Genomic DNA, 20,537 nt, shown 5'->3' with positions numbered 1-20,537 from the left:
ACATGGGAGCGTCAGCGACCTGTCCCGCGCAGGATGACCCGCGCGGTCTCGGTCGGCTGATCCCAGTGCGGGAAGTGTCCGCATTTGTCGAACCAGTGCAGGGTGGCGTCGGGGAATCGCTCCAGCGCCACCTTCGCCTGGCTGGGCGTCGTCACCTTGTCCTGACGGCCCCAGCCGATGAGTAGTGAGCCCTGCAGTGAACCCTTCGTCGCACCCAACTGCTTCGGTCCGTGAATCAGGGCCTTGCGCGCGGCGTCGAGCGACGGTGAGGTCTTCGTCGAAAAGCCCTTGAGCTCCTGTTCGACCAGCCCGCTCGGAAGTTTCCAGGGAGCAGCCGAGAACTGAGCCAGCGCAGCCGTTCTGGTGACCGGGTTACCGGCCAGGAACGGCACCAGCGGCTGCACGTTCTTCATCAGCGCCAACGACGCCGTGATGGTGGCTCCGAAGATCCTGACCTGGCGGTCGTTCCAGAACCCACCGGGATCGAGCGCCACCATCGACCCGCGATGACCGCGGCGGGCCAGTTCGACGACCATCCGCGCACCCATGGAACTACCGACGAGGTCGGCGTCGGACAGTCCCTCGTTGTCGAGGAATTCCCTCAGGGCGTCGGTCAACGTCGCGATGGAGACCTCGGGGAGCGGCGGAGTCTGCCCGAACCCGGGCAGGTCGAGGGCGATGACCTCTCGATGCTTGGCGAGGGCGGGGACGATCGGGACCCAGTTTCGGTGCGAGGACCCGAGCCCATGGACGAGGACGATCGGGGTTCCGGTTCCGGTTCTGACACTGTGCATACCCCGCGTGGTACCCCGAGCGCGCCGATCTACACCTTCGGGCTGTAGTGCGAGGGGTCCGATCGCCGCTCCGCGGGCGGCAGATTCCGGGCCGGTGTGTGCACCAGCGGTGCCTTTCTCGGGATTCGACCCGTGACGCGGTCCCACCCGGCGCGAGCTCGTGGATGCAGCCTGCGACGCGGTGGCATCAGTCCGAACATCAGGTTCACCGCCCTACCGAACAACGTGAAACGCTTCTCGTCCCGCGCAGACCAGCTGTAGCCGAGGAGCTCGCGCACAGGCGGTTCGTAGAGCCCGACGGTGATCCACACGAACAATGCCGCCACCGGACGCCTCGGCACCGCCCACACTCGTTCCGGCAGCCAGGATGCGTACGGGGGCGGTCCCAGCTTCGACAGGTCCAGCACTCCACGCACGGCCATGTTGTCCTCCAACACGTTTCGGCACATGTGATCCCAATATGCCTGAAACTCGGGCCAGGTCGCCGGCACCGGCCGCATACTCATGCCGTACAGGCGGTACCACTGCACGTGCTCGTCGAACAGTTGCACTTTCTGCGCCTCGGTCAGCCCGCCCATGAAGTGGTCGGCAGTGAGCACGGTGCCCATGAAGAAGGTGGCGTGGGCCCAGTAGAACGTGTCGGGATCGAGCGCGTGGTACTTGCGGCCCTTGGCGTCGATTCCCTTGATGTTCGCGTGATATCCGCGGACCTGCAGTGCGGTCTCCTCGGCGCGATCGCCGTCGAACACGACCCCACCGATGGGGTACAACGATCGATACAGGCGCTGCCAACGCTCGTCGAAGAACGTGGAGTGGTGCTCCACCCCGGCTCCGAGCCCCGGGTGCATGTTCTGCATCGACCCTGCCCAGACGCCCTGCAGCATTCCCCGCCAGTCGCCGAAGTACTTCCAAGTCAGTGAATCGGGACCGAGCGGGACGGGTCGATCGTACTGACTACGCATGTTGTCAGACTAAAGTTGACAACATGCGTAGTCAACAGTTGGAGGAACGCAGATCCAAGCGGTACGACGCGTTGCTCGCGGCCGGGGTCGAGCTCCTCGGCTCTCCGGACGGACCGGCCGTCAACGTGCGCGCCGTCTGCCGTACCGCCGGACTGACCGAGCGGTATTTCTACGAGAGCTTCTCCGACCGCGACGCGTTCGTCCGCACGGTGTACGCATGGGTGGGCACGAGAGCACAGAGCGCCTTGCTCGACGCCGTGATGCAGGCGACCACTGCCGAGGACACCATCGCAGCGCCGGTGCGCGCATTCGTCGAACTCATCATCGACGAACCGCGAACGGGACGGGTGCTTCTCATCGCGCCCTTGGCCGAACCGGCGCTGAGCCGCCGCGGACTCGACCTGCTACCGGGCTTCGTCGAACTGGTGCACGCACAACTCCCCGACTCCGCCGATCGACAGCTGATCGCCGTCGGCACCGTCGGGGCGCTGACTGCCCTGTTCATCGGCTATCTCGACGGCACGGTCACCGTCACCCGCGAAGCCCTCGTGGCGCACTGCATTCGGCTGATTTCCGAAGCCTCCATGCGAGGATGACACCACCTCTACTCGAAGGAGTTCTTTCATGTCCGATCTCGACCAGTCGTTCGCCGACGCGCAGGTAGACGTCAAGAAGCTCACGTCCAAGCCGAGCAACGACGACCTACTGAGCCTGTACTCGCTCTACAAGCAGGGTTCGATCGGTGACGCCTCGGGTAAACGGCCCGGGCGACTGGACATGGTGAACCGCGCGAAGTTCGATGCCTGGGCGAAGCTCGAAGGTACGAGCCAGGATTCGGCGAAGCAGCAGTACGTGGATCTGGTGACCAAGCTCCTCGCCGGCTGAGCCTACGGCTATGGTCGAGTGCGGGGGTAACGCAACGAAGGGACCCGCATGAGACGCACCGACAGCGACGTCGACGAGGCCGAGCTCGATATCGAGAAGCCGAAGACCCACGCGGCAGGCCCCGTCGCCGTTGCAGTGTCGATGAAGCGAGCACTCGGGCACATGGGGCCGGTGCGCACCGCGCAGACGCTCCTCAAGCTGAACCAGGCCGAGGGTTTCGACTGCATGAGCTGCGCCTGGCCCGACCCGGATCCGGGCCATCGGCACGCAGCGGAATTCTGCGAGAACGGTGCGAAGGCCGTTGCAGAGGAAGCAACGACAACGAGGGCGACCCCGGAGTTCTTTGCGCAGCACAGCATTGCCGAACTCGACGGTCACACCGAGCACTGGCTGGGCCAGCAGGGCCGGATCACGCATCCGATGATCAAACTGCCCGGCGGCAGTCACTACGAGCCCATCGAGTGGGACGACGCGTTCCGCCTGATCGGCGACGAGCTGAAGTCCCTCGCCAGTCCGGACGAGGCCATCTTCTACACCTCCGGCCGCGCCTCGAACGAGTCTGCGTTCACCTACCAACTCTTCGCCAGGTCGTTCGGCACCAACAACATGCCCGACTGCTCCAACATGTGTCACGAGTCGACGTCCATCGCTCTGCAGGAGTCGATCGGCATCGGCAAGGCCAGCGTCACGCTCGACGATGTCCATAATGCCGAACTGATCACCCTGGCCGGCCAGAATCCCGGCACCAATCACCCCCGTATGCTCTCGGCCCTCGAGCTGGCCAAGCAGAACGGCGCGAAGATCCTCTCCATCAACCCACTTCGCGAAGCGGGTCTGCTCAACTTCAAGAACCCGCAGACCCCGCGCGGAATGGTGGGGCCGGGAACGGACCTGTCGGATCTGCACCTGTCGATCAAGATCAACGGCGACCTCGCCCTGTTCCAGGCGATCGGCTCGCTGCTGGTGAAGTGGGATGCACTCGATCACGAGTTCCTCGACAACTACACCGTCGGCTTCGACGCGTGGAAGTCCCACGTCGCGGACGTCGACTGGGATCTCGTCACCGAGGTCACCGGATTGTCGGTAGCGCAGATCACCGAGGCCGCCGAGATGCTGCGCGACTCCAAGGCCACCGTCTTCTGCTGGGCCATGGGCCTGACACAGCACCGCAATGCCGTTGCGACCATCAAGGAAGTCACCAATCTCGCCCTGGCGCAAGGAAACATCGGCAAGGCCGGTGCCGGTCTGCTCCCGGTTCGCGGTCACTCGAACGTGCAGGGCGACCGGACCATGGGCATCTGGGAGCGCCCGCCGGTGAAGTTCCTCGACGCCATGGCCGCGGAATTCGACTTCGAACCGCCGCGCGAAAATGGATTGGACACCGTCGATTCCATCCGAGCCATGCGCGACGGCAAGGCGCATTTCTTCCTCGGACTCGGCGGCAACTTCGTTCAGGCGACGCCGGACAGCGACGTGACGTTCGAGGCGCTGCGCAAGATGCGAATGACGGTGCAGATCTCCACGAAGATCAACCGCTCCCATCTCGTCTGTGGAGAGACGTCGATCATCCTGCCGACTCTGGGACGCACGGAGAAGGACGTGCAAGCCAGTGGTGAGCAGTGGATTTCGGTCGAGGATTCCACCTGCTCGGTGCATTCCTCGCGCGGACCGCTCAAGCCTGCGAGCGAGTTCCTTCGGTCCGAGGTCGCGATCGTCAGCGGTATCGCCGAGGCAACCCTGGGCGACCGTTACGGTCTCGATTGGAAGGGTTTCCGCGACGACTACCGCAACATCCGCAAGCACATCTCACGCGTCGTCGCTGGCTGCGAGGGCTACGAGGTCAATGTTCGACGCCCGGGCGGCTTCGTCCTCCCACACCCGCCGCGCGACAGTCGGACGTTCGAAACCGAAAGCGGCCGTGGCGAATTCGCGGTGTCTCCGATCGACGTGCTGCAGGTTCCGCCGAACCATCTGATCCTGCAGACGCTGCGCAGTCACGATCAGTTCAACACCACCATCTACGGCCTCAGTGATCGCTACCGCGGTATCGAGAACGGCCGACGGGTCATCTTCGTGCACCGAGAGGACATCTCGGCTCTCGGTTTCCGCAACGGCGACATGGTCGACCTCGTCACCAAGTGGGACGACGACGACGTGGAACGGTGCGCTCCGTCGTTCCGGATCGTCGAGTACGACACCCCGCGTGGGTCAGCCGCTGCGTACTACCCGGAGACCAATCCGCTGATCCCGCTGGATTCGACTGCGCTGCACAGCAACACCCCCACCTCGAAGTCGGTGATCATCTCGATGGTTCCCGCAGGAACGGGTGTGCAGGGAACGGCGAACGGTCATCAGGACAACGAGGGCTCCGACGAGGGGCACAAGTCACACCCTCAGCCGCATCATCTGAGCTGACGGGAAGCCGGTCTCCGGGAGCGGGTGGTTCTAGCGAATGTCCCACTTCCGGAACTGGCGACGCATCACATCGGCTGCCGCCTCGACGTCTCGCCGCCCGAAGGCCTCGATCAACTGCTCGTGGCTGCGCACCGCGTCGTCACCCCACTGCCTGTCGGTCGCGTACACCCGCGGGGTGTACCTGACCGCGCCGAGCAGAAACCACGCCAGCTTGGTTCCGCCGGCAATCTTGTTGACGAATCGATGGAACTCGAACTCAAAGTACTCCACCGATTCGGTGTCGGAGCGAGCCACGGCACCACGAAGCCCGTCGTTGAGCGCGGTCAACTGTTCCAGGTGCTCGCCGGTGATGACGCTCGCCGCACGGCCGGCGAGCGTGCCCGCGATGGTCCCCTGCAGCCAGAAGATGTCGTCGACGTCCTGCGGCGACAATTCGTTCACGCGGTAGCCGCGGTGCGGCACTTGTTCCACCAGTCCCTCACCGCGCAATGCGACGAGCGCCTCTCGGACCGGAGTGGCACTGACACCGAGCTCGACTGCCGCTTCTTCGATCCGCACGAACGAGCCCGGCTGCAGCACTCCCGAGACGATCTGCTGACGAATGCTCCCGGCGACGTCCTCGGATAGTTGCGGCCGACGCGGAATCGGGTGCTTCGGCGATGCGGCGCGGGTGAGATCGATGCTCATGGAACTACTCCTGCACTGGCTCCTACGCGGCCGGACGGTGGGGGTTGTAGCAACCCGAGGTGGCGCATAGTGTGTCCTGGACAACATTGAATCACATCAAATATATGTGATGCGATCCGCTGGAGGATAGAGCCCGTGACGGACCAGATCGAACGAACGAACGAGAGCACCTTCGAAAGCCTCGACCCCAGAACAGGTGTCGCACTCGCCACGTATCCGATCGCGGGCACAGCAGAGGTCGACGTTGCCGTCGCTCGCGCCCGGTCGGCCGCGCGATGGTGGGATGTGCAGGGCTTCGCCGGACGCAAACGGTGGCTTCTCGAATTCAAGTCCGCCATCGCCAGGGATGCCGCGAGCCTCGCTGCCGTCATCGCTGCCGAAACCGGCAAGCCCGACGAGGATTCCCTGCTCGAGGTCATGCTCGGTGTCGAGCACATCGACTGGGCGGCCCGCAACGCCGAGAAGACTCTGCGGCAGCGCAAGGTCGGATCAGGCCTGCTCGCCGTGAACCAGAAGGCCTACGTCGGATACCGACCGTTCGGCGTCGTCGGAGTCATCGGCCCCTGGAACTACCCGCTCTACACACCGATGGGTTCCATCGCGTACGCCCTCGCGGCAGGCAACACCGTCGTGTTCAAACCGAGCGAACTGACGCCGGGCGTCGGCACCTGGCTGGCCGAGAAGTGGCAGTCACTGGCCGCTCCGCACCCGGTGTTCCAGACGATCACCGGCGACGGATCCACCGGCACCGCCCTCGTCGAATCCGGCGTCGACAAGATAGCGTTCACCGGCTCCACCGCCACGGCCAAGAAGGTGATGGCCACCTGCGCGAAGTCGCTGACCCCACTGGTCGCCGAGTGCGGGGGCAAGGACGCGATGCTCGTCGACGCAGACGCGGACATCACTGCCGCAGTGGAATTCGCGACGTTCGGAGCGATGGGCAACGCCGGGCAGACCTGCGCGGGCGTCGAACGCATCTACGTCGCGGCTCCGGTGTACGACCGATTCATCGGCGAATTCACCGCCGCGGTGAAGGCGCTGAAGCCCGGCGGAACGAAGACCTCGTCCTACGGTCCGATGACACTGGGCAAGCAGAGCGAGATCGTGCGCGGCCAGATCGAGGACGCTCTGGCCAAGGGCGGCAAGGCAGTCGTCGGCGGACTCGACTCGCTGCACGGGCCGTACATCGACCCGGTCGTTCTCACCGACGTACCCGAGGATTCGACTGCGATCACCGAGGAGACGTTCGGCCCCACCGTCGTGGTCAACAAGGTACGCGATCTGGACGAGGCCATCGAACGCGCCAACGCGTCCAAGTACGGACTCGGCACATCGGTGTTCACCCAGGATGGAGCAGTGGGCAGACGAGCCGCCGAGAAGCTCGATTGTGGTGTCGTGACGGTCAATTCGGTGCTCGGATTCGCCGGCGTTCCGGCGCTGCCGTTCGGCGGCACGGGCGACTCGGGATTCGGCCGTATCCACGGGGCCGACGGACTGCGCGAGTTCAGCACCGTCAAATCGTTGACCGTGCAGAGTTTTGCAGCTCCGGTCAACCTGCTGACGATGAAGCGCAAGGCGCGAAACATGAAGCTCTCTGTGCTGGCATTGAAGCTTCGTCACGGACGGGGCTGAGCATGGACATCACGCCGAAGAAGGGGCGCTTCGGCTGGCTCCGGCGCATCGAGGAACTCGACCCGGTGCGGGATTGTCACGCGATCCACCGCATCACCGCCGGCTACGAGTTTCCGTGGGACTATCAGCGTGCACTCGAGTTCGCGTTGTTCTGTACCTATTGCGTGCCGACCATCTCGGCGCTGTTGGCCGAGACCGGCGAATTCGAGAAACGACCGCAGAAGCGCTACGACGACACCTCGCTGCTGATGGCCGAACTACTCGAGCACGGATACGACTCCGAGCGGGGGCGTGAGTCGCTTCGGATGGTCAACCGAATGCACGGACAGTACGACATCTCGAACGACGACATGCTCTACGTGTTGACGACGTTCATCTACGAACCGATCGAGTGGATCGACACCTACGGATGGCGTCGCCTGCATCCGAAGGAACGACTCGCAACGTTCCACTTCTACTGCGAGGTGGGAAAACGGATGGGTATCAAGCACATTCCGGAGTCGTACACCGAGCTCGCGCAGTTCAAGCTCGACTACGAGGAGCGGACGTTCCGCTTCACCGAGGACAATCGTCGGATCGGCACGTACACCCTCGAGCTGTACTGCTCCTGGTACCCCGCTGCGCTGACCCCCGCCGTGAAGCAGGGAGTCTTCGCACTGTTGGACGACCGGATGGCCGGTGCCTTCGGCTTCCCCGCAGGCTCGGCGACGGTCGAGCGGGCCGCCGTGCGGGCTCTGCGCGCCAGGGCCCGCGTCGAGCGGTTCCTACCCAAGCGGACGCAATCGCGGGCCACCGCCGACGCGTCGAACAAGACCTACCCCGGTTATCCCGTCGGCTACCGCCCTCGGGATCTTGGCGCTGCTGCGTGCCCGTACACCGCCGATTCGGCAGCACCGATCACGGCCACTCCGGCACCGGCTTGACGGTGTCTCCGCGGCGGTGGTCACCGAGAGCGTCCGGTTCTCGAACATCGTTGTTCTCCGGTTCACGTCGAGTGGATTCATCCCAGAAGTACCGCTGTCATCGTCTGTTGCACCCTGGCCATGGTTCGGTCGGATCGCTCGAACCGCACCGTGCGACCGACGTCGAAGACCAACCCGAGAGCGGCGTGGATCAGAAATCGTGACACCACCACGCTCGTGTTCGGCCGCGCCTGCCGCAGTAGTTGCGCCCAGCCGTCGATGTTGTGGCGCTGTATCCGGCGCAGTGTGGTCCGCCGATCGGCCTGTAGATTTCCGATCTCGGCGAAGTACACGGCCACGAGTTCGCCCTGCCGGAAGGTCAATTCGGTGTACAGCCTGGCGAAAGTACGCACCGCGTCGACCGGGGAGTTCGATTGCTCGAGCGCACCGGCGAGGGTGTCGGTGAGCTGGGCGTTGGCGCGATGCAACGCGGCCTCGAGCAGCTCGGCCTTGCTGGGGAAGTAGCGGTACACACTGGAGGCGGTGATCGACGCTGCTGCGCCGATGTCGTCCAGGCACACCTCGTGGTAGCCGTGCAGATAGAACAGCCGAATCGAATGATGCAGCAGCTCTTCGCGTTTCGATACATGCTCCAGCACGGAGTCGCCGTGTGGAGATTCGCTGCCTTGCTGCGGAAGTTCGGTCCGCAGGACCGACCGTGCGGCAGCGAGCATCGACTCCTCGATCTGCTTGGACGACAACGCCGATCGATGCGCGGTGATGCTGGCGACCACACTGATCGACGCCGTGGCCAGCAGTGCGGCGTCTGCCTCGGACAGATCGGGGCGAACCTGTCGCAACGGGACAGTCACCCGCTCGTGCACCGTTCGCAGCGCTCGGCGTAGGTATTCACGGTCCGAACCGACGAGATAGCGCCCCTCCCATCGATACAACCCACCGGTGCGGCGATTGTCGATGGTGGTGGCGATGATGGCACCGATGACCGCGTCGATTCGGGCCTGCGGATCCTCCACCTCGATGACGGCGGGATCGGTTGCAGCGACCAAGGAGTCGGTCATCCGCATGACGGTGTCGACGAACAGGGAGTACTTGGTCGGGAAGTGCCGGTACAGCGCGGGTCCGGAAATGCCGACGGTGGCGGCGATATCCTCGATTCCGACGGGGTGATAGCCGCGCTCGCTGAAGGCCTCGGCTGCGGCCACCAGAATCTGCGCCTTTCGATTCCGTGGCCGACGCCGCTGCGCCGTCGTACCTGTCTCGCTCATCGCCTGTCCTTGCCCCGCCGGTTGTCTCGATCCCCTCACAGTAGCGGCATCGACGCGAATGATCGCAAACTTACTACGGCATTGACCTGCAGAAATGGAGTGTACAAAGTTCCGGACACAGCGGCGCACATTCTGTAGGCTGCATCACATTCGATCCCCTGCTCATACGGCCGACGAGAGGAACCGGCGATGCCCGCTCACCCGAACGAACCAGGATTGTCCAACCGAAACAACTGGAACAATCACGTTCGACGGCACGCCCTCATGCAGCCCGAAGCAGTGGCGCTTCGATTTCAGGGGCGATCGATCAGCTGGCGTGAACTCGACGACCGCGTGTCCAGGTTCGCGGGCGCGCTGCACAGCCGCGGAATCGGATTCGGTGACCGGGTATTGATCGTGATGCTCAACCGCCCCGAATACCTCGAGGCGGTACTGGCTATCAACGCGCTCGGCGCACTCGCCGTCCCGGTGAACTTCCGGATGACTCCGCCCGAGGTCGCGTTTCTCGCGCAGAACAGCGGCTCCACCCTGGTGATCACCGACGAGACCCTCGCTCCGCTGGCCGAAGCAGTTGTAGCGCAGAGCGATTCACTGACCGGAATCATCACTGTCGGAGACGCCTACGAGGCGCTGCTGTCCACCGTCGAGCCGGCGGACACCGTCGACGTTCCGGACGACGCCCCGGCATTGATCATGTACACCTCGGGCACCACCGGAAGACCCAAGGGCGCAGTGCTCACGCACGCGAACATGCAGGCCCAGGCATTCACCTGCATCCGGGCACTGCAGATGAGCGCCACCGACGAGGTCGGCTTCTGTGCCTCACCGATGTTCCACATCGCCGCACTCGGCAGCCTCGCGCCGAGCCTGCTGCTCGGCATTCCCACCGTCGTCCACCCGGTCGGAGCATTCGATCCGGGCACCCTGCTCGACGTACTCGCCGCCGAGGGTGTCACCAACCTCTTCCTCGTCCCCGTGCAGTGGCAGGCGATGTGCGCCGAGCAGGCCGCCAACCCGAGAGAACTTGCCCTGCGGGTCATTTCCTGGGGTGCTGCCCCGGCATCCGACACCGTCCTGCGCGCGATGTCGGAAACGTTCCCGGGTGCGATGAACGTCGCGGTCTTCGGGCAAACCGAGATGTCCCCCATCACCTGTGTGCTCGACGGCGTCGACGCCCTCCGCAAACTCGGCTCCGTCGGACGCGTAATCCCGACCATCGCAGCACGCGTCGTCGACGACGAGATGAACGACGTGGCGCAGGGCGAGATCGGCGAAATCGTCTATCGAGGGCCCACATTGATGCGCGAATACTGGGAGAACCCCGACGCGACGGCAGACGCATTCCACGGCGGCTGGTTCCACTCCGGCGACCTCGTACGCCAGGACGAGGAAGGCTTCGTGTTCGTCGTCGACCGCAAGAAGGACATGATCATCTCCGGCGGCGAGAACATCTACTGCGCCGAAGTCGAGAACGTCCTGTTCTCCCACCCCCGAATCCTCGAAGCCGCAGTGATCGGCCGCCCCGACGACAGATGGGGCGAGGTGCCCGTCGCGGTGGTCGCACTGCACGATTCGCCGGGCACCCCGGACCTGACACTCGACGAGCTTCTCGTGTGGCTCGGCGACCATCTCGCGCGGTTCAAACACCCCAAGGAATTGGTCGTCGTCGACGCCCTCCCGCGCAACGCGAGCGGCAAGGTGGTCAAGGTCGCACTCAGGAAGACCTACTCGCCGGCACCTGCCTGAAAGACAGGCAGGGAGGCGTCGGACATGGCCGATACACCAGGCCTCGGAGGGCCGAAGTGCTGGTCGGGGCACACCCCGAATCGGATAGGACGTAGCCTGGCTGGGAAGGTTCGGTGGCTCGACCGGAATGACACCCGTGTTGTTCGGTTAGATTGGGAGAGCCACCAGGCACGATGCAAGAGGGTCGAGACCTGTCAACGAGCGACGGGTCACCACAATCGAGGAGAACAGGCCATGGCTTTACCAGTATTGACACCGGAACAGCGCACCGCGGCGCTGGCCAAGGCGGCCGAGGCACGCACTGCGCGGTCGAAGCTGCTCGCATCCGTCAAGTCCGGCGAACTCAGCGTCGCTGACGTTCTCGCCAAGGCGGAGAACGACGAGATCGTCAAGAAGACCAAGGTGTCCGCCCTGATCAAGGCCCTGCCGGGTGTTGGATCCGTGCGCGCCGCACAGCTGCTCGAGCAGCTGTCCATCGCCGATACCCGCCGTATCGGTGGCCTCGGTGCAAACCAGCGCGAAGCACTGCTGGCTGCCGTCGCATCCTGATTCACAACTTGCGATAACGCGCTGCCTGCGGGGCTAGCATTTCGACCATGAACGTCGAAGTGACCCTGCTGCCCGGAATCGGGGTGCGGAAGGATTTCGCCCTCGCTTCCGGGCGCCGCATAGGCGTCATCACCCGCAAGGACGGCGCGAACGAGCTGATCGTCTCGCGCAAGGATGACCCCGATGCGACGCAGGAATCCATCACGTTGAGCAATGAGGAAGCGGCGGCCCTGGGCAATCTGCTCGGGTCGCCGCAACTCATCGCTCAGCTCGGGGAAGAGCATCGTGACCTCCCCGGAATCAACACTCGCCAACTTCCCATTCGCGCCAACTCACGGTTCGTCAGCCGCACACTCGGCGACACCACCATGCGCACCAAAACCGGGGTATCGGTCGTCGCTGTGATGCGCGCCGGTCAGGTACAACCGTCACCCACCCCCGACTTCACGCTGGCCGCAGGTGACCTGCTGGTCGCAGTCGGTACCGCGGACGGACTGGACGCAGCGGCCAAGTTGCTCGGCAATGCCTGAGATCAGTCGGGGCTGAACAATGGCCGAGAGCGCACTTGCCCTCACCGAGCTGGGCGCAGTGTTCTTCGTTCTCGGACTACTCGCTAGGCTGGCCGGCCGAATCGGCGTCTCCCCCATCCCGTTCTATCTGCTCGGTGGCCTCGCCTTCGGCAACGGCGGCATCGTCAACCTCGGTGGCATCGACGAGTTCAGTGAGATAGCCAGCGAGATCGGCGTGATCCTGCTGTTGCTTCTACTCGGACTCGAGTACACCGCCACCGAGCTCGTCACCGGACTGCGCCGATCGTGGATGGCCGGACTGGTCGACATCGTCCTGAACTTCGCTCCAGGCGCGGTGGTCGCTTTGCTGCTCGGCTGGGGCGGAGTCGGAGCACTGGTGATGGGCGGCGTCACGTACATCTCGTCCTCGGGCATCATCGCCAAGGTCCTCACCGATCTGGGCCGACTCGGCAACCGCGAAACGCCCGTCGTGCTGTCCATCCTGGTGTTCGAGGACCTCGCGATGGCCATCTACCTGCCCATCCTCACCGCAGTACTGAGCGGGGTGAGCTTCCTCGGCGGACTCGAGGCCCTGGGCATCTCACTGCTCGTCATCACCTTCGTTCTGGTCGTGGCGCTGCGGTACGGCCGAATCGTCTCCGCCATCGTCGACAGTCCCGACCGCGAAGTAGTACTGCTCAAAGTCCTCGGCTCGGCACTGTTGGTCGCCGGTATCGCGTCGGAACTACAGGTCTCGGCCGCCGTCGGCGCGTTCCTGCTCGGCATCGCGATCTCCGGGTCGACGGCCGACAACGCCACCCGCATCCTCGAACCACTCCGCGACCTGTTCGCGGCGATGTTCTTCGTCGTGTTCGGACTCGCCACCGACCCCGCGACCATCCCACCGGTGCTGGGCTGGGCCATCGTGCTTGCGGTGACCACCGCGGCCACGAAGATCGCGACGGGCTGGTGGGCGGCGGGGCGTCAGGGAATCGGACGACCCGGCCGGCTGCGTGCCGGTGCCGCACTGGTGGCGCGCGGTGAGTTCTCCATCGTCATCGCCGGGTTGGCGGTGGCCGCAGGCGCCGTGGAGGGTGAGCTGGCAGCGCTGGCAACGGCCTACGTGCTGCTGATGGCCATCCTGGGGCCCATCGCCGCGCGCGTCGTGGAACCGGTGGCTCGGGTAGTACTACGCACCAAGCCCGCGGTGTGATTGGCTGGCCGCCATGGTGGAGAAGCGTCGAGCATCCGTTCTGCGCCGACGGCCTCAGCTGTCGGAGGAGGTGGCCAACCACGTCCGGCACCTCGTCATGTCCGGCGAAGTGAGTCCGGGAGACTTCATCCGACTCGACGAGACCGCCGCCGAACTCGGGGTGAGCGTCACTCCCGTCCGCGAGGCGCTGCTGACACTGCGGGGTGAGGGCATCGTCGAACTCGTCCCGCATCGCGGTTACAAGGTCTCGCCACTGACGCCGAGCGACATCGTCGACATCTTCTGGCTGCAGGGGCGGATCGCCGTCGAGCTGGTTCGCCGCGCTGCGCCGAAGATCACCGAGGCCGAGCTCGACCGGCTCGCCGAACTCACCGCCGCACTGTCGACCGCCGTCGAGAACGGCAAGCCCGAGGACGTCGAGAACTGCGAGTTCGAGTTCCACCGAGTCCTCAACCGACTCGCCGAATCCGCAAAACTGGCGTGGTTTCTCAACAACGCCACCCGCTACACCCCCACCCGCCTCTATGCCACCGACCGCGACTGGGGCCGCGCAACGGTGCGCAACCACGAGCAACTCATCGAGGCACTCGTTCGAAACGACATCGACGCCGCCTGCGAATTGATGAAGCAACAATTCACCGACGGCGCCGAGAGGTTGATCGCGCATCGCGGCTGAGCGCTACGCGCAGGTGCGCGGAACTTCGTAGCCTGCTACGAAGTTCCGCTCACATGGGGTCAGCGCAGCGAGGCGGGAACCTGGAAGCGATCGCCGTACTTCTTCGCCAACTCGTCTGCACGAGTGACGAATCCGGCCTGGCCTCCCGGGTAGCCGACGACGTACTGGTGCACGCCTCCGGTCCAGGCGGGGAAGCCGATGCCGAAGATCGAGCCGATGTTGGCGTCGGCGGTGGTGTTCAGCACACCCTCGTCGAAGCACTTCTGCGTCTCGATGGCCTCGATGAACAGCATGCGTTCCTTGAGGTCCTCGAACGGGATGTCCGCGGAACCCGACTTGAACGCATCACGCAGTCCGGGCCACAGTCCGGTGCGCTTGCCGTCCTCGTACTCGTAGAAGCCCGCGCCCTTGGCCTTCGACGGACGCTCGAACTCGTCGACCATCTTGTCGATGACGGCACCGGCCGGATCCTCGGGAGGAGTCTGACCCGCGGCGATGAGCGCGTCGTAGGTCTCCTTGCGGATCTTCTGCATCAGGTTGAGCGTGAGCTCGTCCGAGAGCTGCAGCGGCGCAGCCGGGTAACCGGCCTGCAGACCTGCCTGCTCGATGGTCGACGGCTCGACGCCCTCGCCCAGCATCGCGATGGCCTCGTTGATGAACGTGCCGATGACACGCGAGGTGAAGAAGCCGCGACTGTCGTTGACGACGATCGGGGTCTTCTTGATGAGCTGCACCAGGTCGAATGCCTTGGCCAAGGCCGCATCCGACGTCTTCTCGCCGCGAATGATCTCCACCAGCGGCATCTTGTCCACAGGGGAGAAGAAGTGGATTCCGATGAAGTCTTCCTGACGCTTGATGCCCTGAGCGAGGCTCGTGATGGGCAGCGTCGAGGTGTTGGAACCGAGCAGCGCCGTCGGATCGACGAGGTCCTCGATCTCCTGGAACACCTTCTGCTTCAACTCTTCCGACTCGAACACGGCCTCGATGACGAGGTCAGCGCCCTCGACGTCCTTGGCATCGGCCGTCGGGTGGATACGCGCGAGCAGAGCGTCGGACTTCTCCTGGGTGGTCTTGCCGCGCGAGAGTGCCTTGGCCTCGATGGCCTCCGAGTACGCCTTGCCCTTCTGCGCCGACTCGAGGGCAACGTCCTTGAGTACCACGTCGATTCCGGCCTTGGCGCACACGTACGCGATGCCCGCGCCCATCATGCCTGCGCCGAGAACCGCGACCTTGGTGAAGGTGGTCTTCTCGATGCCGTCTGGACGGGACTTGCCGGCGTTGATCGCCTGCAGATCGAAGAAGAACGCCTGAATCATGTTCTTGGACACCAGGCCGGTGACCAGCTCGGTGAAGTAACGCGACTCGATGGTGCACGCATTGTCGAAATCGACCTGCGCACCTTCGACGGCGGCGGCGAGAATCGCACGCGGAGCGGGCATCGGTGCGCCCTTGATCTGCTTGCGCAGGTTGGACGGGAATGCAGGCAGGATCTGCGCGAGCTTCGGATTCGACGGCGTGCCGCCGGGGATCTTGTAGCCCTTGACGTCCCACGGTGCGACGCCACCCTCGGGGTTGGCCTTGATCCAGGCCTTGGCGGTGGGCACCAATTCGTCGATGCTGCCGACCAATTCGTGAATCAGACCGATCTCGAGAGCCTTCGCCGGACGGAACCGGGTGCCCTGGGCGAGGACGGTCATGAAGCCGGTCTGGATACCGAGAAGTCGCGTGACACGGGCAACGCCGCCGCCACCGGGCAGCAGTCCCAGCGAGACCTCGGGCAGACCGATCTGGACACCGGGAACATCGGCCGCGATGCGGTGATGCGTCGCTAGGGCGATCTCGAGTCCGCCGCCGAGTGCTGCGCCGTTGATGGCGGACACGACGGGCTTGCCGAGCTTTTCGATGCGACGCAGCTGTCCCTTGACTTCCTGCACCTCGTCGAACACCCGCTGAGCGTCCTCGGGCTGAGCGGCGATGAGGGTGTGCAGATCTCCGCCGGCGAAGAACGTCTTCTTGGCGGAGGTGAGCACGACGCCGGTGATGGAGTCGACCTCGGCCTCGAGGCGGTCGACGGTCGCTCCCATCGAATCCTTGTACAGCTGGTTCATCGTGTTGGCGCCCTGGTTGGGGTCGTCCATCGTCAGAACGACGATACCGTCGGCGTCCTGGTCCCACTGAATCATGTTGTCAGACATCGTAATACCTCAGACTCGCTCGATGATGGTGGCGACGCCCATGCCGCCGCCGATGCACAGGGTGATCAACGCGTATCGACCGCCGCGGCGCTCGAGCTCGTCGAGCACGGTGCCGGTGATCATCGCTCCGGTTGCTCCCAACGGGTGGCCCATGGCGATGGCACCGCCGTTGACGTTGAGCTTCTCGTTCGGGATGTTCAGATCCTTCTGGAAGCGCAACACGACGGAGGCGAAGGCCTCGTTGAGCTCGAAGAGATCGATGTCGTCGACGGTCAGGCCCGCGGTCGCGAGAACCTTCTTCGACGCCGGGGTGGGCCCGGTCAGCATGATGGTCGTGTCGGCACCACTGGTGGCGGTCGCGACGATGCGCGCCCTCGGCACCAGGTTCAGGTCCTTACCGGCCTGCTCGCTGCCGACGAGGACGAGTGCTGCGCCGTCGACGATGCCGGAGCTGTTGCCGCCGGTGTGGACGTGCTCGATCTTCTCGATCCAGTGGTACTTCTGCAGTGCGACGTCGTCGAACCCGCCCATGGCCGCGATACCGGTGAAGGCCGGGTTCAGCTTGCCGAGCGATTCGACGGTGCTGCCCGGACGCATGTGCTCGTCCTGATCGAGGATGAGAAGGCCGTTCTGATCCGTCACCGGAACGACGGACTTGGCGAAGTAGCCACCGGACCACGCCGCTGCGGCGCGCTCCTGGGACTGCACGGCATACGCGTCGACGTCTTCGCGGCTGAACCCCTCGATCGTCGCGATGAGATCGGCACCGATGCCCTGCGGGGCGAAGTAGGTGTCGTAGTTGGTGACGGGGTCCATGGCCCACGCGCCGCCGTCACTGCCCATCGGCACGCGCGACATCGACTCGACGCCACCGGCGATGACGAGCTCGTCCCAGCCCGAGCGCACTTTCTGTGCAGCCAGGTTGACGGCCTCGAGACCGGACGCGCAGAAGCGGTTGAGCTGGAAGCCGCCGACGGTGTCGGGCATCTTCGCTGCGAGCACTGCCGTGCGCGCGATATCGGCACCCTGATCTCCGACGGGTGAGACCACTCCGAGGATGAGATCGGAGATCCGGTTCTCGTCCATGTCGGGGAAACGTCGACGAAGCTCGTCGATCAGGCCGGTCACCAGGGAGATCGGCTTCACCGAATGCAGGGAGCCGTTCTTTCCCTTGCCTCGGGGAGTCCTGATGGCTTCATAAATGAATGCCTCTGTAGTCACAGCGCGCAGTTCCTTCCAGATACTCGATCTTCTCGCGGTCGCCGTCGCGGCCGACCGCATCGGTGCGAGGCCACAACAGACCTCAGCTCATGCCACAGTAGGGCCGCGGGTGGATCCGATATAAGGACCGAAACGAGCGTCCTCCATGACCGACGCGGAGATTCAGGTTTGGACGAAGTCGGCATGGGACACTCCGATAGATCAGATCTACCGAGCGCGGAAGAAGACCTCCATGGAAACCGACAACGAACTGACCGTGGGCGCTCGCGTCAAAGTACGCATTCAGTCCACCGGCACCGACGACGAAGCCGGTCAGGACGCCTACCAGACCGGAGCGATCGTCGAGGACTTCGGTGTCCAGACACCCGACACCACCTCACGGGACTGGGCGGTGGCACGGCGTTGGGCCGTGGCACTCGACAGTGGCCGCCTGGTGTTCGCCGACAACGAGGATCTCACCGTCGGCTGAAACACCGGCCGATCAGGTCTCCTTGAGCGGTACCGCTCCGAGTTCGCTGACCAACAGCTCCATCGCGACGGTTTCCGGGTCCCGGCGAACCGTCGGATCGGCAGGCTCGGCCGCGGCCTTGAGCAGCTCTTCCTCGTCCTCCGGGGTCTCTGGTGGCGGTGGACCTACCGGCTCGGGCTCGTCGGGATAGTCCGGCGCTTCGGGCATCGGAATGTCGTCCGCCCCGATGCCAGCCGAGGATCCGTCGCCCGCTGATCCGAACCCGTCCGACGTGGGACGGGGAACCCCTGCCTGGCTCGGCCTCGAGAACTTCGGCAGCGACGCGGGTTTCGCTGCCGGTTCATCTTTTTTTGCTGATGACTGTTCCGGTGGTGCCGCGGCACCGACCAGACACACCACCGACCATTCGACGCCGAAGACGTCACGCAGAGCGTCGCGAATGACGTCGGCGTTGCGGGGCTCCTCCAGCCGCTTGGCGAGCGGTGCCGAGTCGTGGCCGAGCGTGATGGTGCCGTTCTCGACGGTGCGCACCGATGCACCGGAGAGCATCACCTCGACGGTCCGGCTCCGGTCTCGTACCTTCGTGCGCACCTCGGACCACACCGCGCGAACCGCGGCTGCGTCGGGCTCGCTCGACGCGGCGGCCGGGGCCGCCACGGGTTCCGGTTCCGACTCGAACACGGGATCCGGTTCGGGGCCGTAATCGTCCTCGGGCTCCGGCGGAAAATCCTCGTGCGCCACCGAGGCGGCGGGGACCGAGTCCTGTTGCGCAGGAACAGCTTCCGAATCGGGCACGGGTGTCGGGGCCGGCTCGGGTTCCGGGGCAGGCTCGGGTGTCGGGGTCGGCTCGGGTTCCGGGGCAGGCTCGGGTGTCGGGGTCGGCTCGGGTTCCGGGGCAGGCTCGGGTGCTGGCGTCGGGTCGGGTTTCGGGGCGGGCTCGGGTGTCGGAGCGGCCTCGGGTGTCGGAGCGGGCTCGGGTGTCGGAGCCGGCTCGGGTGCCGGGGTCGGCTCGGTCCGCGCAGGCTCCGGTGCCGGAATCGAGGCAGCGGGTGTGGGCGCTACGGGAGCTGGTGCGGGCGCTGCCGGCTCTGCGGCAGGTGGGCGTTGCGACGGTCGCTGGAACTTGCTCACCGGTGCCGGACCCGAGGGCGCGGGCTCCTCGGTGGGTTGCAACTGCGGTCGCGTCGGATCCGCGGCTGCCTGAGCGACGGCTGCTTGCTCCCCCGCCGGGAGCGTGACGTCCAAGCGACGTTCGACGCGTTCGAGTCGTTGCAGCACCGCCGATTCCGCATCGGAGGCCGAGGGCAGCAGCATGCGGGCGCACATCACTTCGAGCAGCAGACGCGGGGCCGTGGCACCGCGCATCTCGCCGAGTCCCGAGTGCACGATCTCGGCGTAGCGAGTCAGCGTCGCCGACCCGAGCAGATCGGCCTCGTCACGCAGTCGCTCGAGTACGTCGCCCGGCACGTCGACCAGACCGCGTTCTCCGGCGTCGGGCACAGCCTTCATCAGGATCAGATCTCGCATCCGATCGAGGAGGTCGATGGCGAAGCGGCGTGGGTCGTGGCCCGCGTCCATCACCTTGTCGACGGTGCCGAACAGTGCGCCGCCATCGCCCGCGGCCAATGCGTCGACGGCTTCGTCGATCAGTGCGACGTCGGTGACGCCGAGGAGCGACAGCGCTCGCGGGTACGTGACGCCCTCGGGCCCGGCTCCGGCCAAGAGCTGATCCATGACACTGAGCGAGTCACGGGGCGAACCGCCGCCGGCGCGGATGACCAACGGGTAGACCGCATCCTCGACCGGGACCTGTTCCTGACCACAGATCTTCTCCAGCAGTACGCGCATCGTCGACGGCGCGAGCAGCCTGAACGGGTAGTGGTGGGTACGCGAGCGGATGGTGGGGAGCACCTTCTCGGGCTCGGTGGTCGCGAAGATGAAGACGAGGTGCTCGGGTGGTTCCTCGACGACCTTGAGCAGCGCGTTGAAGCCTGCCGGGGTCACCATGTGTGCCTCGTCGATGATGAAGATGACGTAGCGCGATTCGGCCGGGGCGTACACGGCCTTGTCTCGCAGATCACGGGCGTCGTCGACGCCACCGTGGCTGGCCGCGTCCATCTCGACGACGTCGAAGTTGCCGGGTCCGCCGGGGGCGAGGGCGACGCAGGAGTTGCACACGCCGCAGGGCGTCGACGTCGGACCTTCGGCGCAGTTCAGCGATCGGGCGAGGATGCGCGCCGAGGAGGTCTTTCCGCAGCCGCGCGGCCCGGAGAAGAGGTAGGCGTGATTGATTCTGTTGCTGTCCAACGCCACGCTGATCGGCTCGGTGACGTGCTCCTGACCGACGACCTCGGCGAACGTCGCAGGACGGTACTTCCGGTAGAGGGCCACGCCCG

General features: G+C 65.1%; 18 protein-coding genes. 11 read left to right on the top strand and 7 right to left on the bottom strand.

What is annotated here, in order from left to right:
* Positions 1-11: 11 nt before the first annotated feature.
* Positions 12-794: an alpha/beta fold hydrolase gene (locus R4P57_RS24255; RefSeq protein ID WP_317805426.1), complete on the bottom strand. Its 783-nt coding sequence runs from the start codon at positions 792-794 to the stop codon at positions 12-14.
* 29 nt (positions 795-823) lie between these two features.
* Entirely contained in the window at positions 824-1,756 is a 933-nt protein-coding gene (locus R4P57_RS24250; protein ID WP_317805425.1) for an oxygenase MpaB family protein, read from the bottom strand.
* A gap of 23 nt (positions 1,757-1,779) precedes the next feature.
* On the opposite strand from R4P57_RS24250, the gene R4P57_RS24245 reads away from it, so the two are divergent.
* The 3 genes from R4P57_RS24245 to R4P57_RS24235 are packed head-to-tail and all read left to right on the top strand — an operon-like array spanning position 1,780 to position 5,056.
* Positions 1,780-2,352: a TetR/AcrR family transcriptional regulator gene (locus tag R4P57_RS24245; RefSeq protein ID WP_317805424.1), complete on the top strand. Its 573-nt coding sequence runs from the start codon at positions 1,780-1,782 to the stop codon at positions 2,350-2,352.
* Positions 2,353-2,380: 28 nt separating this feature from the next.
* On the top strand, positions 2,381-2,641 hold the full coding sequence (locus tag R4P57_RS24240) for an acyl-CoA-binding protein (protein ID WP_032379982.1): 261 nt from the start codon (positions 2,381-2,383) through the stop codon (positions 2,639-2,641).
* 48 nt (positions 2,642-2,689) lie between these two features.
* Positions 2,690-5,056, top strand: coding sequence for an FdhF/YdeP family oxidoreductase (locus R4P57_RS24235; RefSeq protein WP_317805423.1), 2,367 nt, complete (start codon positions 2,690-2,692; stop codon positions 5,054-5,056).
* 30 nt (positions 5,057-5,086) lie between these two features.
* Here R4P57_RS24235 and R4P57_RS24230 read toward each other — a convergent pair whose 3' ends face one another.
* A complete protein-coding gene (locus R4P57_RS24230) occupies positions 5,087-5,743 on the bottom strand; it encodes a GntR family transcriptional regulator (RefSeq protein ID WP_317805422.1) in 657 nt (218 codons plus the stop codon).
* A 114-nt stretch (positions 5,744-5,857) separates the two neighbouring features.
* Here R4P57_RS24230 and R4P57_RS24225 point away from each other — a divergent pair, with 114 nt between their 5' ends.
* On the top strand, positions 5,858-7,375 hold the full coding sequence (locus tag R4P57_RS24225; RefSeq protein WP_411742434.1) for an aldehyde dehydrogenase family protein: 1,518 nt from the start codon (positions 5,858-5,860) through the stop codon (positions 7,373-7,375).
* A gap of 2 nt (positions 7,376-7,377) precedes the next feature.
* Positions 7,378-8,298 carry an oxygenase MpaB family protein gene (locus R4P57_RS24220; protein WP_317805420.1) on the top strand — a complete coding sequence of 307 codons (921 nt, stop codon included), beginning with the start codon at positions 7,378-7,380 and terminating at the stop codon, positions 8,296-8,298.
* A 77-nt stretch (positions 8,299-8,375) separates the two neighbouring features.
* Here the strand turns inward: R4P57_RS24220 and R4P57_RS24215 are convergent, their stop codons facing one another.
* Positions 8,376-9,563: a TetR/AcrR family transcriptional regulator gene (locus tag R4P57_RS24215; RefSeq protein WP_317805419.1), complete on the bottom strand. Its 1,188-nt coding sequence runs from the start codon at positions 9,561-9,563 to the stop codon at positions 8,376-8,378.
* A 189-nt stretch (positions 9,564-9,752) separates the two neighbouring features.
* Between R4P57_RS24215 and fadD5 the strand changes: the two genes are divergently transcribed.
* From fadD5 to R4P57_RS24190, 5 genes are all read left to right on the top strand, one after another.
* Positions 9,753-11,309 (top strand): fatty-acid--CoA ligase FadD5, encoded by a 1,557-nt coding sequence (gene fadD5, locus R4P57_RS24210; RefSeq protein WP_317805418.1) that lies wholly within the window; start codon positions 9,753-9,755, stop codon positions 11,307-11,309.
* 234 nt (positions 11,310-11,543) lie between these two features.
* Positions 11,544-11,858: an integration host factor, actinobacterial type gene (gene mihF, locus R4P57_RS24205; RefSeq protein WP_008712632.1), complete on the top strand. Its 315-nt coding sequence runs from the start codon at positions 11,544-11,546 to the stop codon at positions 11,856-11,858.
* Positions 11,859-11,905: 47 nt separating this feature from the next.
* Positions 11,906-12,388: a cation:proton antiporter regulatory subunit gene (locus R4P57_RS24200; protein ID WP_317805417.1), complete on the top strand. Its 483-nt coding sequence runs from the start codon at positions 11,906-11,908 to the stop codon at positions 12,386-12,388.
* A gap of 19 nt (positions 12,389-12,407) precedes the next feature.
* Positions 12,408-13,580 carry a cation:proton antiporter gene (locus tag R4P57_RS24195; RefSeq protein ID WP_317805416.1) on the top strand — a complete coding sequence of 391 codons (1,173 nt, stop codon included), beginning with the start codon at positions 12,408-12,410 and terminating at the stop codon, positions 13,578-13,580.
* A 13-nt stretch (positions 13,581-13,593) separates the two neighbouring features.
* A complete protein-coding gene (locus R4P57_RS24190; protein ID WP_317805415.1) occupies positions 13,594-14,256 on the top strand; it encodes a GntR family transcriptional regulator in 663 nt (220 codons plus the stop codon).
* Positions 14,257-14,315: 59 nt separating this feature from the next.
* Here R4P57_RS24190 and R4P57_RS24185 read toward each other — a convergent pair whose 3' ends face one another.
* Together R4P57_RS24185 and R4P57_RS24180 are read right to left on the bottom strand one after the other, a co-directional pair.
* Positions 14,316-16,451, bottom strand: coding sequence for a 3-hydroxyacyl-CoA dehydrogenase NAD-binding domain-containing protein (locus tag R4P57_RS24185; protein WP_317805414.1), 2,136 nt, complete (start codon positions 16,449-16,451; stop codon positions 14,316-14,318).
* 9 nt (positions 16,452-16,460) lie between these two features.
* A complete protein-coding gene (locus R4P57_RS24180) occupies positions 16,461-17,672 on the bottom strand; it encodes an acetyl-CoA C-acetyltransferase (RefSeq protein WP_317805413.1) in 1,212 nt (403 codons plus the stop codon).
* Positions 17,673-17,817: 145 nt separating this feature from the next.
* Between R4P57_RS24180 and R4P57_RS24175 the strand changes: the two genes are divergently transcribed.
* Complete coding sequence (locus R4P57_RS24175) at positions 17,818-18,141, top strand: hypothetical protein (RefSeq protein ID WP_317805412.1); 324 nt, start codon at positions 17,818-17,820, stop codon at positions 18,139-18,141.
* A gap of 12 nt (positions 18,142-18,153) precedes the next feature.
* Here the strand turns inward: R4P57_RS24175 and R4P57_RS24170 are convergent, their stop codons facing one another.
* Positions 18,154-20,532 carry a DNA polymerase III subunit gamma and tau gene (locus tag R4P57_RS24170; RefSeq protein ID WP_317805411.1) on the bottom strand — a complete coding sequence of 793 codons (2,379 nt, stop codon included), beginning with the start codon at positions 20,530-20,532 and terminating at the stop codon, positions 18,154-18,156.
* Positions 20,533-20,537: the final 5 nt, after the last annotated feature.

The sequence above is a fragment of the Rhodococcus sp. IEGM 1330 genome (genome assembly GCF_033142445.1).
Lineage (GTDB): Bacteria > Actinomycetota > Actinomycetes > Mycobacteriales > Mycobacteriaceae > Rhodococcoides.
Note: the sequence above shows the minus strand (reverse complement) of the source record. Positions and strands in the feature narration are given on the sequence as shown.

Coding starts and splice junctions, on each gene's coding strand:
- R4P57_RS24200 (WP_317805417.1), top strand. CDS start 11,906: ATGAACGTCGAAGTGACCCTGCTGCCCGGAATCGGGGTGCGGAAGGAT.
- R4P57_RS24185 (WP_317805414.1), bottom strand. CDS start 16,451: ATGTCTGACAACATGATTCAGTGGGACCAGGACGCCGACGGTATCGTC.
- R4P57_RS24220 (WP_317805420.1), top strand. CDS start 7,378: ATGGACATCACGCCGAAGAAGGGGCGCTTCGGCTGGCTCCGGCGCATC.
- R4P57_RS24190 (WP_317805415.1), top strand. CDS start 13,594: ATGGTGGAGAAGCGTCGAGCATCCGTTCTGCGCCGACGGCCTCAGCTG.
- R4P57_RS24245 (WP_317805424.1), top strand. CDS start 1,780: ATGCGTAGTCAACAGTTGGAGGAACGCAGATCCAAGCGGTACGACGCG.
- R4P57_RS24175 (WP_317805412.1), top strand. CDS start 17,818: ATGACCGACGCGGAGATTCAGGTTTGGACGAAGTCGGCATGGGACACT.
- R4P57_RS24235 (WP_317805423.1), top strand. CDS start 2,690: ATGAGACGCACCGACAGCGACGTCGACGAGGCCGAGCTCGATATCGAG.
- R4P57_RS24230 (WP_317805422.1), bottom strand. CDS start 5,743: ATGAGCATCGATCTCACCCGCGCCGCATCGCCGAAGCACCCGATTCCG.
- R4P57_RS24195 (WP_317805416.1), top strand. CDS start 12,408: ATGGCCGAGAGCGCACTTGCCCTCACCGAGCTGGGCGCAGTGTTCTTC.
- R4P57_RS24240 (WP_032379982.1), top strand. CDS start 2,381: ATGTCCGATCTCGACCAGTCGTTCGCCGACGCGCAGGTAGACGTCAAG.
- R4P57_RS24255 (WP_317805426.1), bottom strand. CDS start 794: ATGCACAGTGTCAGAACCGGAACCGGAACCCCGATCGTCCTCGTCCAT.
- fadD5 (WP_317805418.1), top strand. CDS start 9,753: ATGCCCGCTCACCCGAACGAACCAGGATTGTCCAACCGAAACAACTGG.
- R4P57_RS24215 (WP_317805419.1), bottom strand. CDS start 9,563: ATGAGCGAGACAGGTACGACGGCGCAGCGGCGTCGGCCACGGAATCGA.
- R4P57_RS24250 (WP_317805425.1), bottom strand. CDS start 1,756: ATGCGTAGTCAGTACGATCGACCCGTCCCGCTCGGTCCCGATTCACTG.
- mihF (WP_008712632.1), top strand. CDS start 11,544: ATGGCTTTACCAGTATTGACACCGGAACAGCGCACCGCGGCGCTGGCC.